Genomic DNA, 15,591 nt, shown 5'->3' with positions numbered 1-15,591 from the left:
CCGGTGGGGATGAAAAGGATTCGCCACCGGTGTCGAAAGAGATTGGGACGAACACGCTTCGTTATCGGCCTGTTACCAACGCCGGCCGACGGCGGACCGACGGCGCGCCTCCTCGGCCGCGGAGACGACGAAGGGGCCGGGCTGACGCCCGGCCCCTTCGGAATGGATCAGCCCTGCATGTACTGCGTGGCGATCATCGCGCCGAGGACCATCGACGCGATGTTCGCGGCGATGCCGACGAAGCCGAGGATGATGCCGACGAGCGCCATCGTGCGGGCGTTCTCGCGCTTGCGCGACAGGAAGCCGAGGACGACGGCGGCGATCGCCAGGAGGATCCAGAGGATCGGCAGGAACGGGCTCAGCACGATGCTCACGATGCCGAAGACGAGCGAGAGCACCGCCATGGTCTTCGACCGCGAGGTCGGGGTGGCGTCGGGCGTCGAGTCAGCGTAGGTCATGGGTTCCCCTGTCGTGGCGTGGAGGGGCCGTCGTGATCGAACGGCCCGGTACGGATCCGAAGATACCCACAACGGCGAGCCAGGGGCCACGACGTCGTCAGAGGGACTCGAGGACCGCCCGCGCTGTCGCTGCGTCGGTCACGAGACCCGTGATGAGACGACCTCGAGCAGCCCCCACGATGCTGGTCACCTTGTCTCGGCCGACGGCGACGCCCACCGCGAAGGGGATGGCCGCGAGGGTCTCGCGCGAGGTGCGCACCATCCGGCCGCTGCCGGGGAACTCGATGGCCGAGCCGTCGGCCCGGAAGAAGTTCAAGCAGACGTCGCCCGCGGCGTCGGCGAACAGCGCCGGGTCGGCTGGGACGGCCTGCGGCAGCACGGGCCGCGAGCTGGTCGGCGCGCCGATCCCGAGCAGGGCGCCCCGGGCCCCGGCCCAGAGACCGAGGACGTGGCGGAACGTCGAGTCGTCGTCGAGGGTCGCCCGCATGGCGGGGCTCGGCAGCGCCGGCGCGAAGAGGAACGTGGGTCGGGCGCCGGACGACTCGGCGGCCAGGCGGGTGATCTCGTTCGTCTGGAACCACGGGAGCGCCTCGGTCTGCCCCCCGGCGGTCGGCACCAGCTCGACGCCCGGCAGAGGGGGCAGGAGGCCGGAGCGCGCGACGTCGTAGATGGTCCGGCCGAGCGAGACGAGCAGGGCGTCGCCGGCGGCCAGCCCCATGTCGGAGATGGCCGCGGTCACGGAGGCGGCCAGGTCGGTGCCGAGGGTCGATGCGTGGGTTCTCGGCGCGACGTGCACGCAGCGGAGATCGAGGGCGGCGGACAGTCTCGCGGCGAGGACGGCCGTCTCGTCGACGGAGGGATCCATCACGTCGATGCGGACCATGCCCGAGCGGCGCGCCTCGGCGATCAGGCGGCTCACGGTCGGCCGCGAGATCGCCAGCCGGACCGCGATCTCGGACTGGCGGACGTCGTCGAGGTAGTAGAGCCGCGCCGCCTGGTAGACGAGCGCGAGGGGGAAGCGGGTCGCCCCGGCCCTCGGGGCGGGAGCGCCCACCCGGTCCGTCGTGTCGGTCATGCGAGTCCGCCCCCTGTCCGTGCTCGAGCTGCGAGATCGGGACGTGAGGCGGAGGAGGCCGGGCCGACCCCCGATCGGAGTCGACCCGGCCGCGGGATCACTCGGAGAGCGTGAAGGGCTCGGTGACCTTGTCGGCGTTCTCTTTCGTGATGAGGATGCAGTCGAAGGCCTGCTTCTCTTCGGAGGCGCCGGTCTCACCGGTGCGGATGTAGGAGTCCGCCTGCTCGACGGCCTTCTTGGCGAAGGTCGCGACGGGCTGGAGGACGGTGTACTGCAGCTCGCCGTTCTTGACGGCCTCGACGGCGTCGGGCGATCCGTCGAACCCGCCGACCTTGACCTGCTCGAGCTTGCCGGCCTCCTTCAGGGCCGCGATGGCTCCCAGCGCCATCTCGTCGTTGCCCGAGATGACCCCGGTGATGTCGGGGTTCGCCTGCAGGATCGACTGCATCTTGTCGTGACCCTGCGTGCGGTCCCAGTTGCCGACCTGCTCGGCGACCTCGGTGAGACCCGGGTACTGCGAGATGACCGTGGCGTAGCCGTTCGAGCGGGTCTGCGCGTTGTTGTCGGAGGGGGCTCCGAACAGTTCGGCGTAGTCGCCCGTGTCTCCGACGTCCTTCACCCACTGCTGCGCGCCGAGGGCCGCACCCTGAGCGTTGTTCGACACGAGCTGCGCCTTGGCGAGACCGGTCTCGTTGATCTCGGCGTTGACGAGGATCACCGGGATGCCGGCCGCGTCGGCCTTCTTCACGGCGCCGACCGAGCCGGACGCGTTGGCCGGGTCGAGGATGATCGCGACCGACTTGTTCGTGATGGCCGTGTCGATCAGGTTGCTCTCGGTGTTCGTGTCGCCCTTCGAGGCGGCGACGTTGGCCTCGTAGCCGAGGGCCTTCGCCTCGGCCTCGGCGACGTTGCCCTCCGTCTGCCAGTACGGGTTCGAGGGGTCGTTGACGATGATCGAGATGAGGCCGCCCTCGGCCGAGTCGCCGGAGGCGCCCGATCCGGCGTCGGAGTCTGTTCCGGAGGCGCATCCCGAGAGGACGAGCGTGAGGCCCGCGCCCGCGGCGAGCACCGTTGCCAGCTTGCGGTTCATTGTGTTTCCCTTTCGCTGTGTTCGGTCGACGGGAGTCAACCGTGGGTCTTCTCGGGGACGGCGCCGGCGGGTGCCGTGGCGTCGGTGGAGGGAGAAGGGGTCGAGGGGGCGGCGGAGTCGCGGTCGCGACCACCGCCGCGGGGGCGCTTCGGCTTGCCCTTGTACTGGACGGCGTTCAGCAGCACGGCCAGGACGATGACGGCGCCGGTGAAGACGGTCTGCCAGTACGACGAGACCCCGATGATGACGAGGCCATCGGACAGGAACCCGATCACGAAGGCGCCGAGCAGCGTGCCGCGCACGTTGCCGATGCCGCCCGAGAGCGCGGCCCCGCCGATGACGACGGCCGCGATGGCCGTCAGCTCGTACGAGTTGCCGGCGGTGGGGCTGGCGCTCGTCAGCTCGGACGAGAGGATCAGACCGGCGATCGCGGCGAACAGACCCGACAGCACGTAGACGCGCACCTTGACGCGCTTGACCGGCACGCCCGAGAGCTCGGCGGCCCTCTCGTTGCCGCCCGAGGCGTAGAGCCAGCGGCCGAAGACCGTGCGGTTCAGCAGCAGGCTGACCGCGACCGCCACGACGATCATCACGATGACGCCGATGGGCAGACCGAGCAGGCGGTTGAAGCCGAGCCAGTCGAAGCCGGTGTTGCCGAGGGCCGGGTCGCCGGCCAGGTCGTTGTACGTGAGGCCGTTCGTCATGAGCAGACCCACGCCGCGGACGACGTAGAGCATGCCGAGGGTCGCCACGAAGGGGGCGACCTTGAACCGGGCGACGAGCACGCCGTTGATGAGGCCGATGAAGGCGCCCATGCCGCACGAGAGCACGACCACCACCCAGAGCGCCGGGTAGAGGGTGGTGCCCCCGATGGCGACGCCGTTCATGAGGAACCCGGCGATGACGCCCGAGAAGCCGAGCGTCGACCCGACCGAGAGGTCGATGCCGCCGTTGAGGATGACCAGCAGCATGCCGATCGCGAGGATCGCGTAGACGGCGACGTGCGACGACATGGTCAGCAGGTTGCCGACCGTGAAGTAGTTCGGCGACAGCACCGAGAACACGACGATGATGGCGATGAGGGCGAAGAACGCCCGGCCCTGCAGCAGGAGGCGACCGAGGTCGAACCCGTCGGCGAAGAGGGCGGGGCGTCGCTGCCCGGCCGCGGTGGTGGTCATGGTGGACTTCCGTTCGGTGGTGGTCACGAGATCACGGCCTCGCCCGAGGCGGCCATGATGGCTTCTTTGGTGGTGTCGGCGCCGAACTCGGCGGAGATGCGCCCGCGGCTCAGCACGACGATGCGGTGGGCGATGCTGAGGCACTCGCCGACCTCGGAGGTCGTGTACACGACGGCGAGTCCGTTGCGGGCCCGTTCGGCGAGCAGACGGAACACCTCGGCCTTGGCCCCGATGTCGATGCCGCGGCTGGGCTCGTCGAGCAGGATCACGTCGGGATCGGTCGCCAGCATCTTGCCGATGACGACCTTCTGCTGGTTGCCGCCGGAGAGGGACCCGATCATGGCGTCGCCACCCGAGGTCTTGACGTGCACCGTGCGGATCGAGTCCGTCACGAGATCGACCTCGCGCCTCCCGGAGAGGAACAGCCCCTTCACGAACGAGCCGATGCTCGCCAGCGACATGTTGCGGCCGACGGTCATGGTCTGCACGAGCCCGTCGCGCTGACGGTCTTCGGGGACGAGGCCGAGCCCCTCGTCGATGCGCTCGGCGATCGAGAGCCCCGCGAGGTCGCGTCCGTTCTTCAGGATGCGCCCCGCGCTGACGGCGTTGCGCCCGGCGACCGCCTCGAGCAGCTCGGTGCGACCGGCGCCCATCAGCCCGTAGAGGCAGACGATCTCGCCCGCCCGGACGTCGAGGTCGAGGTGGTCGACGACGTTTCGACCCGGGATGTCGCGGTCGGGCACGGTGACGCCCTGGATGGAGAGCGCGACCTCGCCGAACTCGTAGCCGGTGGGCGGCGAACCGAGGTCGAACCCCTCGCCGACCATCGCCCGGACCACCCAGGCGAGGTCGATGTCCGCGGCCACGGCCGTGGCCGTGACGGCACCGTCGCGGAGCACGACCGCGTGGTCGGTGATCTCGAGCGCCTCCTCGAGGTGGTGCGAGATGTAGACGATCGAGACGCCGCGGGCCGTGAGGTCGTGGATGACCGTGAAGAGCACCTCGACCTCGGAGGCGCTGAGCGCGCTGGTCGGCTCGTCCATGATCAGGATGCGCGCGTCGACGGAGAGCGCCCGGGCGATCTCGACGAGCTGCTGCTGACCGAGGCGGAGATCCGCGACGGTGGTGGCCGGGTCGATGTCCTCGCCGAGCTCGTCGAGGACGGCCTTGGCCTGCCGCGCCTCCTCGGCGTAGTCGACCCCGGTCGGCCCCTGGATCTCGCGCCCCAGGAAGATGTTGTCGCGCACCGACAGGTTCGGCGCGAGGCTCAGCTCTTGGTGGATGATCGAGATGCCGTGCTCGCGGGCGTCGACGGTGTCGTCGAAGACGACCGGCTCGCCGTGCAGCAGGATGTCGCCCGAGGTCGGCTGCTCGACGCCGGAGAGGATCTTCATGAGGGTCGACTTGCCGGCGCCGTTCTCGCCGAACAGGGTCGTCACCTGGCCGCGGTGGATCGAGAACCCCACGCCCTTCAGGGCCCGGGTCGCCCCGTAGGTCTTGACGACGTCGACCGCCTCGAGCACGACGTCTCCGGTGGCCGCCGGTGCGCCCTTCGCGGAGGCGACCGAGCCGTCGACGGTGCTCACTGGACGACCAGGTCGGACGGCGTGACGAGCCACCCGGCCGGGTTGATGAGCTGGAAGGCGCCCGTGACCTCGACCGTCTGGCCTTCGAGCGCCGTCGTGTCGATGCCGTCGAGGACGGTGCTCTTCAGCTGCTCGTTGAGCGCCGACGCGGCGTCCTGGTAGTCGATCTGGTTCGTGAACTGGCCGAACTCGACGGTGCCCGTCGCGTCGCGGAGGTCGGTGCCGTTGATGGCCGGCCCGGTCTGGATGCGGATGAGGATGTCGCTCGGCACGCCCTCGACCGTCACGGGGTAGATCCCGGCCTCGCCGGCGCCCACTGTGCCCGTGAAGGTGGTGGAGATCTCGGGGCCGGTGCCCGCGTCGACCCCGTACTCGGCGCCGGCCGCCGTCGGGTCGGCGAGGATCGCCGTCGCCAGCTCGTCGGCGGGGACGGCCCGCTCGGCGATGCCCTCCTGGATGGTGGGGAAGTTCTCGGCGCCCCACGCCTCGGCGGAGAAGGCCTCGGGGCCCGCGCCGAGATCGGAGTCGGCGCCGACGACCTTGGTGCTGAGTCCCATGGCGACGAGCAGCACGGCCAGCACGGCGACGGTCGCGATGGTGCGGTTGCGCTTGCGGGAGGTGCTGCGGCCCGACCGGGTGGTGCGGGTCGACACCGGAGCGGCGCTCATCGGGACACCGCCGAGGGGGTCGGCGTGGCGAGGGCCCGGCAGGGGCTCACCAGGGGGTCGTGGGGGACGGCACGCATCATCGCGCTGCTCCGTTCGCAGATCGGTCTTTCGTCGGAGGCAGCGACGACTGGACCTGGGGGCATCGTCGTCGCTGCCGGTGCGACCCGAGTGATCGGGCTGCACGAGATGAAATTATGTTCTCGACAATAATTCCGCAAGTGCTGTGACGAAATCGGGATCAGAAACTTTTTTCCGACGGCCCCGACCGCGACGCGACGAGGGCCTCGCCGACCGCGACGGAGACCCGCCGCGACGGGCCGCGACGGCGTCGGAGACCGGGGAGGCGCGGGAGGCGCGGGTCAGCTGCGAGCGGCCAGCCGGTGCACGACCTCGACCGTGTCGGGGTAGAGCCGCCGGTAGTCGGCGTAGGCCGCGTCGTACGCCTCGCGCGTGCTCGGATCGGGCTGCAGCACGACCGCCGGCGGGTTCCACGCCTCGACGTCGACCGACGAGACCAGACCCGCGGCCAGCAGAGCCGAGCCGAACGAGGCCCCGACCGAGACGGACGGGATGACCTGCGGCAGCCCGCAGACGTCGCTCACGATCTGCGGCCAGAGCGGCGCGAGCACCCCTCCCCCGGCGCCGATCATCGAGTCGACCACGACGCCCGCCTCGGCGAGCACGTCGAGGTGATGGCGCACGGCGAAGGCCGTGGCCTCGAGCACGGCGCGGTAGACGTCCCCGCGCGTGTGACCGACGGTCAGCCCCGCCATGACGCCCCGCGCCTCCGGATCGCCGAGGGGCGTGCGCTCGCCGGCGAAGTAGGGCAGCACGAGCAACCCTCGGGCGCCGACGCCCGACTCGGCCGCCTCGTCGAGCAGATCCTCCCAGGCGGCGCCGGTCAGTCGTCGCAGCCAGTCGGTGATGGCCCCCGCGGTCGCGAGGCCGCCGGCCGCGCTGCTGCGCCCCGGGCGGTCGCCGACGGTCGTCCACAGCCCCGGAACCGGACGGGGCTCCGTCAGCGGGACGAGCATGAACATCGTCGTCCCGTACTGCACGAACATGCGCCGCGGGTCGTCGAGCCCGACGCTGAGGCCCTCCGCGAAGGCGTCGATCGTGCCGACGGTCACGGGGACCCCGACGGGGAGCCCGGTCGCGGCGGCCGCCCGGGCGGTCACCCGCCCCGCCTCCTCGCCGGGCCAGGCCAGGCGCGGCATCGGCAGACCGGGGGCCAGCAGGTCGACCCACTCGTCGATCCACTCGCGTCGATGCACGTCGTACAGCGGCGTGCAGTGGCTGGCCGAGTGGTGGTCGAGGACGTACTCGTCGGTGAGCAGCTCGACGAGGCGCGACGACGGCATGGTGAACCGGGAGGCGCGGGCCCAGACCTCGGGCTCGTGCCGCGCCAGCCAGGTCAGCTTCAACCCGGCGGCCTGCGTGCTCAGGGCCGAGCCGGTGCGCCGGCGCATCGCGTCGGCGCCGCCCAGCTCGGCGGTGACGTCGTCGATCAGGTCGGCCGCCCGAGTGTCGACGCCGTAGAGCACGGCGGGCCGGAGGGGCCTGCCGTCGTCGTCGGTCAGCAGCACGCACGGGCCCATGCCGCTGACGCCGACCGACACGATCTCGGCGTCGGGCGCGGCCGCGAGCAGCTCGGGCACGAGCGCGCGGCACTCGGCCCACCAGACGTCGGCGTCCATCTCGACGAGGCCGTGACCCGGTCGGTCGACCCGGTGGTCGCGGGCGGCCTGGGCGACGACCCGGCCGTCGAGCGCGACGAGCACCGCCTTGGTGCTCGACGTGCCCACGTCGATGCCCACGACCGCCCTCATCGGTGGTCACGCCCTCGGGCCTCGCTGCGCATGTCGACCATCCTGCCGTGTCGGGTGGGCCCCCGGGGACCCGCCGCACGTCGCGGCCGTCAGGGGCCGCTAGCGTGGGCGGGTGACCGACACCGCGACCCCCGAGACCGTCTTCTACCTCGACTGCGACACGGGCATCGACGACGCCCTCGCCCTCGCCTACCTGCTCGGCACCGCGGGCGACCGCCTCGTCGGCATCGGCGCCACGAGCGGCAACGTCGCCGCCGCCGTCGGGGCCGAGAACACCCTCCGCCTCCTCGGTCTCGCCGGGGCGACGGTGCCCGTGGCGCTCGGCGAGCACCACCCGAGACGGGGCTCCTTCGACGGCGGCGCGCCGCACGTCCACGGGGCCGACGGCGTCGGCGGCGTGCCGCTCCCCGAGAGCGATTCGCGACTCGTCGCCGAGTCGGCCGTCGAGCTGCTCGCCGATCTCGTCGAGAGGTTCGGCGAGCGCCTCCACATCATCGCCATCGCCCCGCTGACGACGATCTCGCGGGCGCTCGACGTGATCCCCGACCTGGCCTCGCGCGTCGACGGGATCACCCTCATGGGAGGCGCGGTGACGGTTCCCGGGAACATCACCCCCCACGCCGAGGCCAACATCGCCAACGACGCCCAGGCGGCGGCCCACGTGCTGGCCGCCGAGTGGCGCTCGGCGACCGTGGTGCCCCTCGACGTCACGATGCGGCACCGGTTCGAGCCGCGTGACACCGCCGAGCTCGCCCGCGACGCCGGAGCGCTGGCGACGGCGGTGTCGGCCATGTTCGAGGCGTACTTCGACTTCTACGAGCCGGGGCTCGGCGTCCGCGCGGCACCGCTGCACGACCCTCTGGCGGCGGCGATCGCGTTGGGCGACGTCGTGATCGAGCAGTCGCTCCGGGGCGCCCTCGCCGTCGACACGAGCGACTCGCCCGAACGCGGCCGCACGACCCGGGCCGACACCGGGCCGAGCACGACGACCGTCCTCGAGGTGGGCGGCGACGCGGCGGAGCGGATCCTCCGCGGGGCACGGACGCCGCGCCTCCGATAGGGGGTCGGCACGGCGCGTCCGCCGGGGCCCACCGGGTCGACGCGGTGTGATGTGGTCATGACCGACTCGACCCGCGCCTCCTCGTCCACTCCGCCGTCCGCCGGGGCCGCGCCCGTCGTGATCGGCATCGGCCCCGTGTCCGCGGCCGACGTCGTGCGGGTCGCGCGGCACGACGCGCGCATCGAGATCGCCGAGGAGGCGCGGGTCGCCGTCGCCGCCAGTCGCACCGTCATCGAGGCGCTCGCCACCGACGACCGCCCGCACTACGGCATCTCCACCGGCTTCGGCGCCCTCGCCACGACGTTCATCGACGCCGACCGCCGCACGCAGCTGCAGAGGAGCCTCGTCCGGTCGCATGCGGCCGGCTCGGGGCCGGAGGTCGAACGCGAGGTCGTGCGCGCCCTGATGCTGCTGCGGATCTCGACCCTGCTGACCGGACGCACCGGCATCGCGCCGACCACCGTCGAGCGCTACGTCGACCTGCTGAACGCCGGCATCACGCCGATCGTCGCCGAGTACGGCTCGCTGGGCTGCTCGGGCGACCTCGCCCCTCTCGCCCACTGCGCGCTGGCCCTGATGGGCGAGGGCGAGGTGCGCGACGCGTCGGGCGCCTCGATGCCGGCCGCCGACGCCCTCGCCGCCGCGGGTCTCGAACCGGTCGTGCTCGCCGAGAAGGAGGGGCTCGCGCTCATCAACGGCACCGACGGGATGCTCGGCATGCTGACGCTCGCCCTCGCCGACCTCGAGCTGCTGCTCGCGACGGCCGACGTCTCGGCGGCGATGTCGATCGAGGCGCTGCTCGGCACCGACGCCGTGTTCGCCGCCGATCTGCACGCGCTCCGCCCGCAGGCCGGTCAGCAGGACTCGGCCGCGAACCTGCGCCGCCTGCTGGCCGGGTCGCCGATCGTCGCCAGCCACGCCCACCCGGGACACACCGTCGTGCAGGACGCCTACTCGCTCCGCTGCGCCCCGCAGGTCCACGGGGGTGCGCGCGACACCGTCGATCACGCCCGTCTCGTGGCCGACTGCGAGCTGGCCTCGGCCGTCGACAACCCCGTGGTCACCGTCGACGGTCGCGTGCAGTCGAACGGCAACTTCCACGGGGCGCCGGTCGCCTACGTGCTCGACTTCCTGGCGATCGTCGTCGCGGACGTGGCGAGCATGTCCGAACGACGCACCGACCGCCTCCTCGATCCGCACCGCAACCACGGCCTGCCCGCGTTCCTGGCGCACGACGCGGGCGTCGACAGCGGACTGATGATCGCCCAGTACACGTCGGCCGGGATCGTGTCGACGCTGAAGAGGCTGGCCGTTCCGGCCTCGGTGGACTCGATCCCGTCGTCGGCCATGCAGGAGGACCACGTCTCGATGGGCTGGTCGGCCGCCCGCAAGCTGCGGACCGCGGTCGACGGGCTCGCCCGCGTCGTCGGCATCGAGGTGCTGACCGCGGCTCGCGCCCTCGAGCTGCGCGCCCCGCTCGAGATGGGGGCGCCGGCGCGGGCCGTCGTCGACGCGCTGCGGCCGGGGGTCGGCGGGCCCGGGCCCGATCGGTGGCTCGCGCCCGAGATCGACGTCGCGCACGCCGCGGTCGCGTCCGGCGCGGTGCGGGCGGCGGCCGAGTCGGCCGTGGGGCCGCTGCACTGACGCGTCGCCTGGCCGCCGCGGGGGTTCGGGATACGCAGGAGGCGCGGTGCGGGATCTCCCCGCACCGCGCCTCCTCGGTTCCGCTACGCCCGGTGTGCGGGCGGGCCGTCCGAGCCGGGGACGTGCGGCGCGGCGTCGGGCTCGGCGCCCTCGATCACGTGCGTCGCGTGCTCCGTCTCGGTGCCCTCGGTCGTGCTGCCGGGGTGCGTCCGCTCGAGCGAGGCCCCCTCGACGTCGACGTCGGGCAGGATGCGGTCGAGCCACTTCGGGATCCACCATGCCGCGTCGCCCAGCAGGTGCATGACCGCGGGGATGAGCAGCAGACGCACGATGAACGCGTCGATCAGCACTCCCAGGGCCAGGCCGAGCCCGATGGACTGGATCATCACCGAGTTCGAGAACACGAAGCCCGAGAACACGGCGGTCATGATCAGCGCCGCGGCCGTGACCACGGTGCGACCGGCGTGCACGCCGCGCTGCACGGCGAGACGGGCCGGCGTGCCGTGGGCGTACGACTCGCGCATGCCGCTGACGAGGAACAGCTGGTAGTCCATCGCGAGCCCGAAGAGGACCCCGACCATCAGGATGGGCAGGAAGCTCAGGATCGGGCCCGGGTCGTGCACGCCGAAGACCGGCGCGAGCCAGCCCCACTGGAACACCGCGGTGACCCCGCCGAACGCGGCGAACAGCGAGAGGACGAACCCGATGGTGGCCGTGATGGGCACGAGGATCGACCGGAACACGAAGATCAGGATGATCAGTGAGAGTCCGACGACGACGAGCAGATAGAGCGGCAGGGCGGCGGACAGCTTCTCGCTGACGTCGATGTTGCCGGACGCGTTGCCGGCGACGCCGAACTCGGACACCCCGTCGAGCTCGAGACCGCGCAGGTCGCGGACGAGCTGCTCGGTCGACTCGTCGGTGGGACCGCCGTCGGGCACGACCTGGAAGGCCAGCAGGGTGTCGTCGTCGGAGGCGCCGATGGGCGCGACGGCGACCACGTCGTCCTGGTCTTTGAGCTTCGTGCCGACTCGGACCTGCTCGGCGACGAGATCGTCGTCGGACACGGCCTCGTCGAGGTCGGCGACGACGAGCAGGGGGCCGTTGACCCCGGCGCCGAACTTGTCGGCGACGAGCGTGTACGCCTTGTAAGCGCTCGAGTCGACGGGCTCGGACGAGCCGGCGGGCAGACCGAGGCGCATCGACAGGGCGGGGATCGCCACGATCAGCAGCACGATGACGCCGCCGATCAGGGTGAGGACGGCACGGCTGGTCTTCATGGGCTTGCTCGGCACGCGCACCGGGCCGGTGTGGCCGACGCGGGCTCGGACCTTCTTGGGCAGGATGCGCAGGCCGACGATCGAGAGCAGCGCCGGCGTCAGCGTGATCGCGATGAGGATCGCGGCCAGGACGCAGACCGCGCCGACCGTGCCCATCAGGCCGAGGAACGGGATGCCCGTCAGGTTCAGGGCGAGCAGCGCGATGAGCACCGTCGAGCCGGCGAACACGACCGCGTTGCCCGACGTGCCGTTCGCGAGCCCGATCGAGTCGTGCAGCGGGGTGCCGTCGCGCAGCTGCGTCCGGTGCCGGTTGAGGATGAACAGCGAGTAGTCGATGCCGACCGCGAGGCCCAGCATCACGCCCAGCACGGGGGTGACCGAGAGCATCTCGACCGTGCCCGAGAGCGCGAGCGACGCGAGCACGCCGACGCCGACGCCGATGAGGGCGTTGATCAGCGGCAGACCGGCGCCGATGAGGGTGCCGAGCATGACGAGCAGCACGATGGCGGCGATGACGACGCCCGCCACCTCGCCCGGGCCGAGGATCTCGGGGATGGAGGCGGCGATGTCGTTCGACACCTCGGCGCGGACGCCGTCGATGTCGGCCTCGTTCATCTCGGCGACGACGGCCTCCTTCGACTCGGCCGGGACGAGGTTCAGCGCCTCGTCGAACTGGATGGTCGCGACGGCGGTCGTCTCGTCGGTCGAGACCTGACGGATGTCCTCGGCGAGGGCCAGGAGGGCCGCACCGTCCTCAAGGGTGGTGCTCTGCGTCTCGAGCTCGGTGCGGCTGGCGTCGAGGGTCGCCTGCTGGTCGTCGATCTGCTTCTGGCCGGCGTCGATCTGAGCCTGCTGCGCGTCGAGCTGCGGCTGCGCGGCGGCGAGCTGACCCGCGGCCTCGGCCTGGGCGCGTGCGGCGTCGAGCTGCTGCTGACCGGCGGTGAGCTGATCCTGCGCGGCGTCGATCTGCGACTGGCCCGCCTCGAGCTGCGCGGTGCCGTCGGTGATCTGCTGACGACCGTCGTCGATCTGCGTCTGCTGGTCGGCCAGCTGCTGCTGCGTCTCGAACGGGTTCGTGCTGCCCTTGACGTCGTCGAGCGCCTCCGCGTCGGTCAGCAGATCGCCGACGGCGGTCTTCTGAGCATCGGTGAAGGGGGCGTCGTCGGTCGTGGTGAACACCACCGTGCCGGTTCCGCCGCTGGCCTGCGGGAACTTGTCGGCCAGCTCGTCGCTGACCTCCTGCGTGGCGGTGCCGGGGATGCTGACGGCGCTCGTCAGCGTGCCGCCGAACAGCGCGAACGCACCGCCGGCGAGGCCGAGGACGACGAGCCAGGCGACGACGACCGTCCAGGCCCGACGGGCGGCGAACCGACCGAGTCGATAGAGCAGAGATGCCATGGTGCGGGATCCTCCAGAGGGTGATGCGGGTTGTGCTGCGGTGGTGGGGTGGAGCCTCGCGTCGCGTCGTCGGGAAGGAGGTGCGGGTCGGCCGTCGCGGGCGGCGGCCGGGGGCGGTCGGTCGGGGTGGTCGGTCGGCGTGGTCAGTCGGCGGGTGCGTACCCGCGGCGGACGGTCGAGACGAGTCGGTCGAGGAGGGCGTCCCACCGGCTGCGCGACGCGGGGTCGAGGGAGGCGCCGGTGGCGGTGATCCAGCGGTGCGAGATCACGGCGATGCCGTTCATCATCGAGCTGACCAGGATCTCCGCCTCGAGGCCGTCGGCGTCGCTTCCGCGGACGGCGAGCTCGGCGGAGAGCTCCTCGGTCGTGCGGGTGAAGACGTCCTGGATGAGGTGGTGCGAGCGCGGGTCGGTGCCGTCGTCGCCGAGCACCGTCCAGAGGTAGGCGATCACGGCGGGCAGGTCGATGCCGCGCATGGCGGCGGTGATCTCGGAGAACATCGAGGCCGGCGAGCCGTCGCCGACGGGCGTCGCCGCCGTCGCGGCCCGGAACTCGTCGACGGCGCCCGTCAGCACGCGGGTGCAGGCCGTCATGACGACCTCGTCGAGGGAGGCGAAGTGGTTGAAGACGGTGCGGCGCGAGACGTCGGCCCGCTCGGCGAGCTCGTCGACGCTGAATCGCGGGGCGCCCCGTTCGCCGATGAGCGCGTCGGCGGCGTCGACGATCGCGAGCCGGTGCTTCGCTTTGAGGGCGGCACGGCGATCGAACGCGAGGGGCTTGACGGTCACGTGCCTACACTAAGTGCACCGACGCACTCGGTGCACGGCCCGGCCCTGGGGAAAGCCTGGGACTTCGGAGGCGCGCCGAGGCGAGTAAGCTCGCGCCTGGCCGCACCAGGGCCGTGAGATCAAGGGTCGATGGGGATCCGCACGCCATCGACACCCGCAGGAGCTCAGCATGAGCGAAGACCACCGCAAGCACGTCGTCATCGTCGGCGGAGGGTTCGCCGGCATCGCCGCCATGCGGGCCCTGCGCAAGGCCGACGTCCGGATCACCCTCATCGACCGGCACGTCTACAACATGTTCCAGCCGCTCATGTACCAGGTGGCGACCGGCGGTCTCAACGCCGGCGACGTCACGTACTTCCTGCGGAGCCTCCGCTCGAAGCAGTCGAACGCCGAGTTCCGTCACGGGCTGCTCACGACCGTCCGCGCCGACGAGCGCATCATCACGCTGCGCGACGGCGAGGAGATCGCCTACGACGCCCTCGTGCTCGCCAACGGCGTCAACACCAGCTACTTCGGCACCAAGGGCGCCTACGAGTACGCGTACTCGATGTACTCGCGATCGCAGGCGCTCCGCATCCGCGACGAGCTCTTCACGCAGCTCGAGAACGCCGCGGCGTCGCAGGGCAGCGGTGAGGTGCGGGTCGTCATCGTCGGCGGAGGCGCGACGGGCGTCGAGATGGCCGGGTCGCTGGCCGAGCTGCGCGATCAGGCCCTGAAGGACGCCTACCCCGAGATCGACGCCTCGAGCATCACGATCACCCTCGTGCACCGCAGCGGGGAGCTGCTCAAGCCGTTCGCCCCGCGCCTGCGTCGCTACGCCGCCAAGGTGCTGCGCAAGCGCGGCGTCGACCTGCGTCTCGACACGGGCGTCGAGGAGGTCCGGCCCGACGGCGTCGTCGCCGCCGACGGCGAGTTCATCCCCGCCGAGCTGGTCGTCTGGGCCACCGGGGTCGCCGCGCACGCCGAGGTCGCCGGCTGGGGCGTGCCCCAGACCCACGGCGGGCGGATCCAGGTCAACGACGATCTCACCGTCAAGGGCCTCGACCGCATCTTCGCCGCAGGCGACATCGCCGCCACCGACGACGCCCTCGCCCAGCTGGCCCAGCCGGCGATCCAGGGCGGCGAGCACATCGGCGAGCAGATCCAGCGCCTGTTCGCCGGCAAGCGGCTCGAGCGCTTCAAATACCACGACAAGGGCACCATGGCGACGGTCGGGACGAACGCCGCCGTCGTGCAGCTGCCGAACGGCTTCACCATGACCGGCCCGGTCGCCTGGCTGCTGTGGGTCTTCGTGCACATCACGAGCCTGCTGGGCAACGGCAACCGCCTGTCGACCCTCACGCACTTCTTCGTGCGCTACCTCTGGGCCCTGCGGAAGCGGGCCATCCCGATCGTGGGCGACGTGCGCCCGGTGCGCCCGAACGGCGACCGTGCGCCCGAGAAGTGGCAGACGGAGAAGACCGAGTAGCGCCTCCTCGGCCTCCCCGCCACACGATCGACACCCCGCCACCGGATCCGGTGGCGGGGTGTCGACGTC

Annotated in this window: 12 protein-coding genes; 3 read left to right on the top strand and 9 right to left on the bottom strand. The window is 71.8% G+C overall.

The window, feature by feature from the left end:
• Nucleotides 1–167: 167 nt before the first annotated feature.
• The 7 genes from ASF89_RS12990 to ASF89_RS12960 form a co-directional block, all read right to left on the bottom strand.
• Complete coding sequence (locus tag ASF89_RS12990) at nt 168–458, bottom strand: DUF4190 domain-containing protein (protein WP_055815473.1); 291 nt, start codon at nt 456–458, stop codon at nt 168–170.
• Nucleotides 459–555: 97 nt separating this feature from the next.
• Nucleotides 556–1,533 carry a sugar-binding transcriptional regulator gene (locus tag ASF89_RS12985; protein WP_082490014.1) on the bottom strand — a complete coding sequence of 326 codons (978 nt, stop codon included), beginning with the start codon at nt 1,531–1,533 and terminating at the stop codon, nt 556–558.
• Between the two features lie 97 nt (nt 1,534–1,630).
• The gene (locus ASF89_RS12980; RefSeq protein WP_055795416.1) at nt 1,631–2,623 is read right to left on the bottom strand and encodes a D-ribose ABC transporter substrate-binding protein; all 993 of its coding nucleotides are present in this window, start codon (nt 2,621–2,623) and stop codon (nt 1,631–1,633) included.
• Nucleotides 2,624–2,658: 35 nt separating this feature from the next.
• The gene (locus ASF89_RS12975; RefSeq protein WP_235476344.1) at nt 2,659–3,828 is read right to left on the bottom strand and encodes an ABC transporter permease; all 1,170 of its coding nucleotides are present in this window, start codon (nt 3,826–3,828) and stop codon (nt 2,659–2,661) included.
• The gene (locus ASF89_RS12970) at nt 3,825–5,387 is read right to left on the bottom strand and encodes a sugar ABC transporter ATP-binding protein (RefSeq protein ID WP_055795415.1); all 1,563 of its coding nucleotides are present in this window, start codon (nt 5,385–5,387) and stop codon (nt 3,825–3,827) included. Before ASF89_RS12970 ends, ASF89_RS12975 begins: the two co-directional genes overlap by 4 nt.
• Nucleotides 5,384–6,055 (bottom strand): DUF2291 domain-containing protein, encoded by a 672-nt coding sequence (locus tag ASF89_RS12965; RefSeq protein WP_156463416.1) that lies wholly within the window; start codon nt 6,053–6,055, stop codon nt 5,384–5,386. Before ASF89_RS12965 ends, ASF89_RS12970 begins: the two co-directional genes overlap by 4 nt.
• 359 nt (nt 6,056–6,414) lie before the next feature.
• Nucleotides 6,415–7,872, bottom strand: a complete 1,458-nt coding sequence (locus tag ASF89_RS12960) for an FGGY-family carbohydrate kinase (protein WP_235484126.1) — start codon at nt 7,870–7,872, stop codon at nt 6,415–6,417.
• Nucleotides 7,873–7,996: 124 nt separating this feature from the next.
• On the opposite strand from ASF89_RS12960, the gene ASF89_RS12955 reads away from it, so the two are divergent.
• Nucleotides 7,997–8,944 carry a nucleoside hydrolase gene (locus tag ASF89_RS12955; RefSeq protein ID WP_055815468.1) on the top strand — a complete coding sequence of 316 codons (948 nt, stop codon included), beginning with the start codon at nt 7,997–7,999 and terminating at the stop codon, nt 8,942–8,944.
• A 57-nt stretch (nt 8,945–9,001) separates the two neighbouring features.
• The gene (gene hutH / locus ASF89_RS12950) at nt 9,002–10,588 is read left to right on the top strand and encodes a histidine ammonia-lyase (protein ID WP_055815583.1); all 1,587 of its coding nucleotides are present in this window, start codon (nt 9,002–9,004) and stop codon (nt 10,586–10,588) included.
• An 83-nt stretch (nt 10,589–10,671) separates the two neighbouring features.
• On the opposite strand, the gene ASF89_RS12945 is transcribed toward hutH, so the two are convergent.
• Both ASF89_RS12945 and ASF89_RS12940 read right to left on the bottom strand, forming a co-directional pair.
• Nucleotides 10,672–13,266: an MMPL family transporter gene (locus ASF89_RS12945; RefSeq protein ID WP_055795409.1), complete on the bottom strand. Its 2,595-nt coding sequence runs from the start codon at nt 13,264–13,266 to the stop codon at nt 10,672–10,674.
• A gap of 143 nt (nt 13,267–13,409) precedes the next feature.
• A complete protein-coding gene (locus tag ASF89_RS12940; protein WP_055795407.1) occupies nt 13,410–14,054 on the bottom strand; it encodes a TetR/AcrR family transcriptional regulator in 645 nt (214 codons plus the stop codon).
• Between the two features lie 169 nt (nt 14,055–14,223).
• Between ASF89_RS12940 and ASF89_RS12935 the strand changes: the two genes are divergently transcribed.
• A complete protein-coding gene (locus ASF89_RS12935; protein WP_055795405.1) occupies nt 14,224–15,522 on the top strand; it encodes an NAD(P)/FAD-dependent oxidoreductase in 1,299 nt (432 codons plus the stop codon).
• The last annotated feature ends 69 nt before the right edge of the window (nt 15,523–15,591 follow it).

Source organism: Frigoribacterium sp. Leaf172, assembly GCF_001424285.1.
Lineage (GTDB): Bacteria > Actinomycetota > Actinomycetes > Actinomycetales > Microbacteriaceae > Frigoribacterium.
This window is presented reverse-complemented; position numbering and strand designations above follow the sequence as displayed.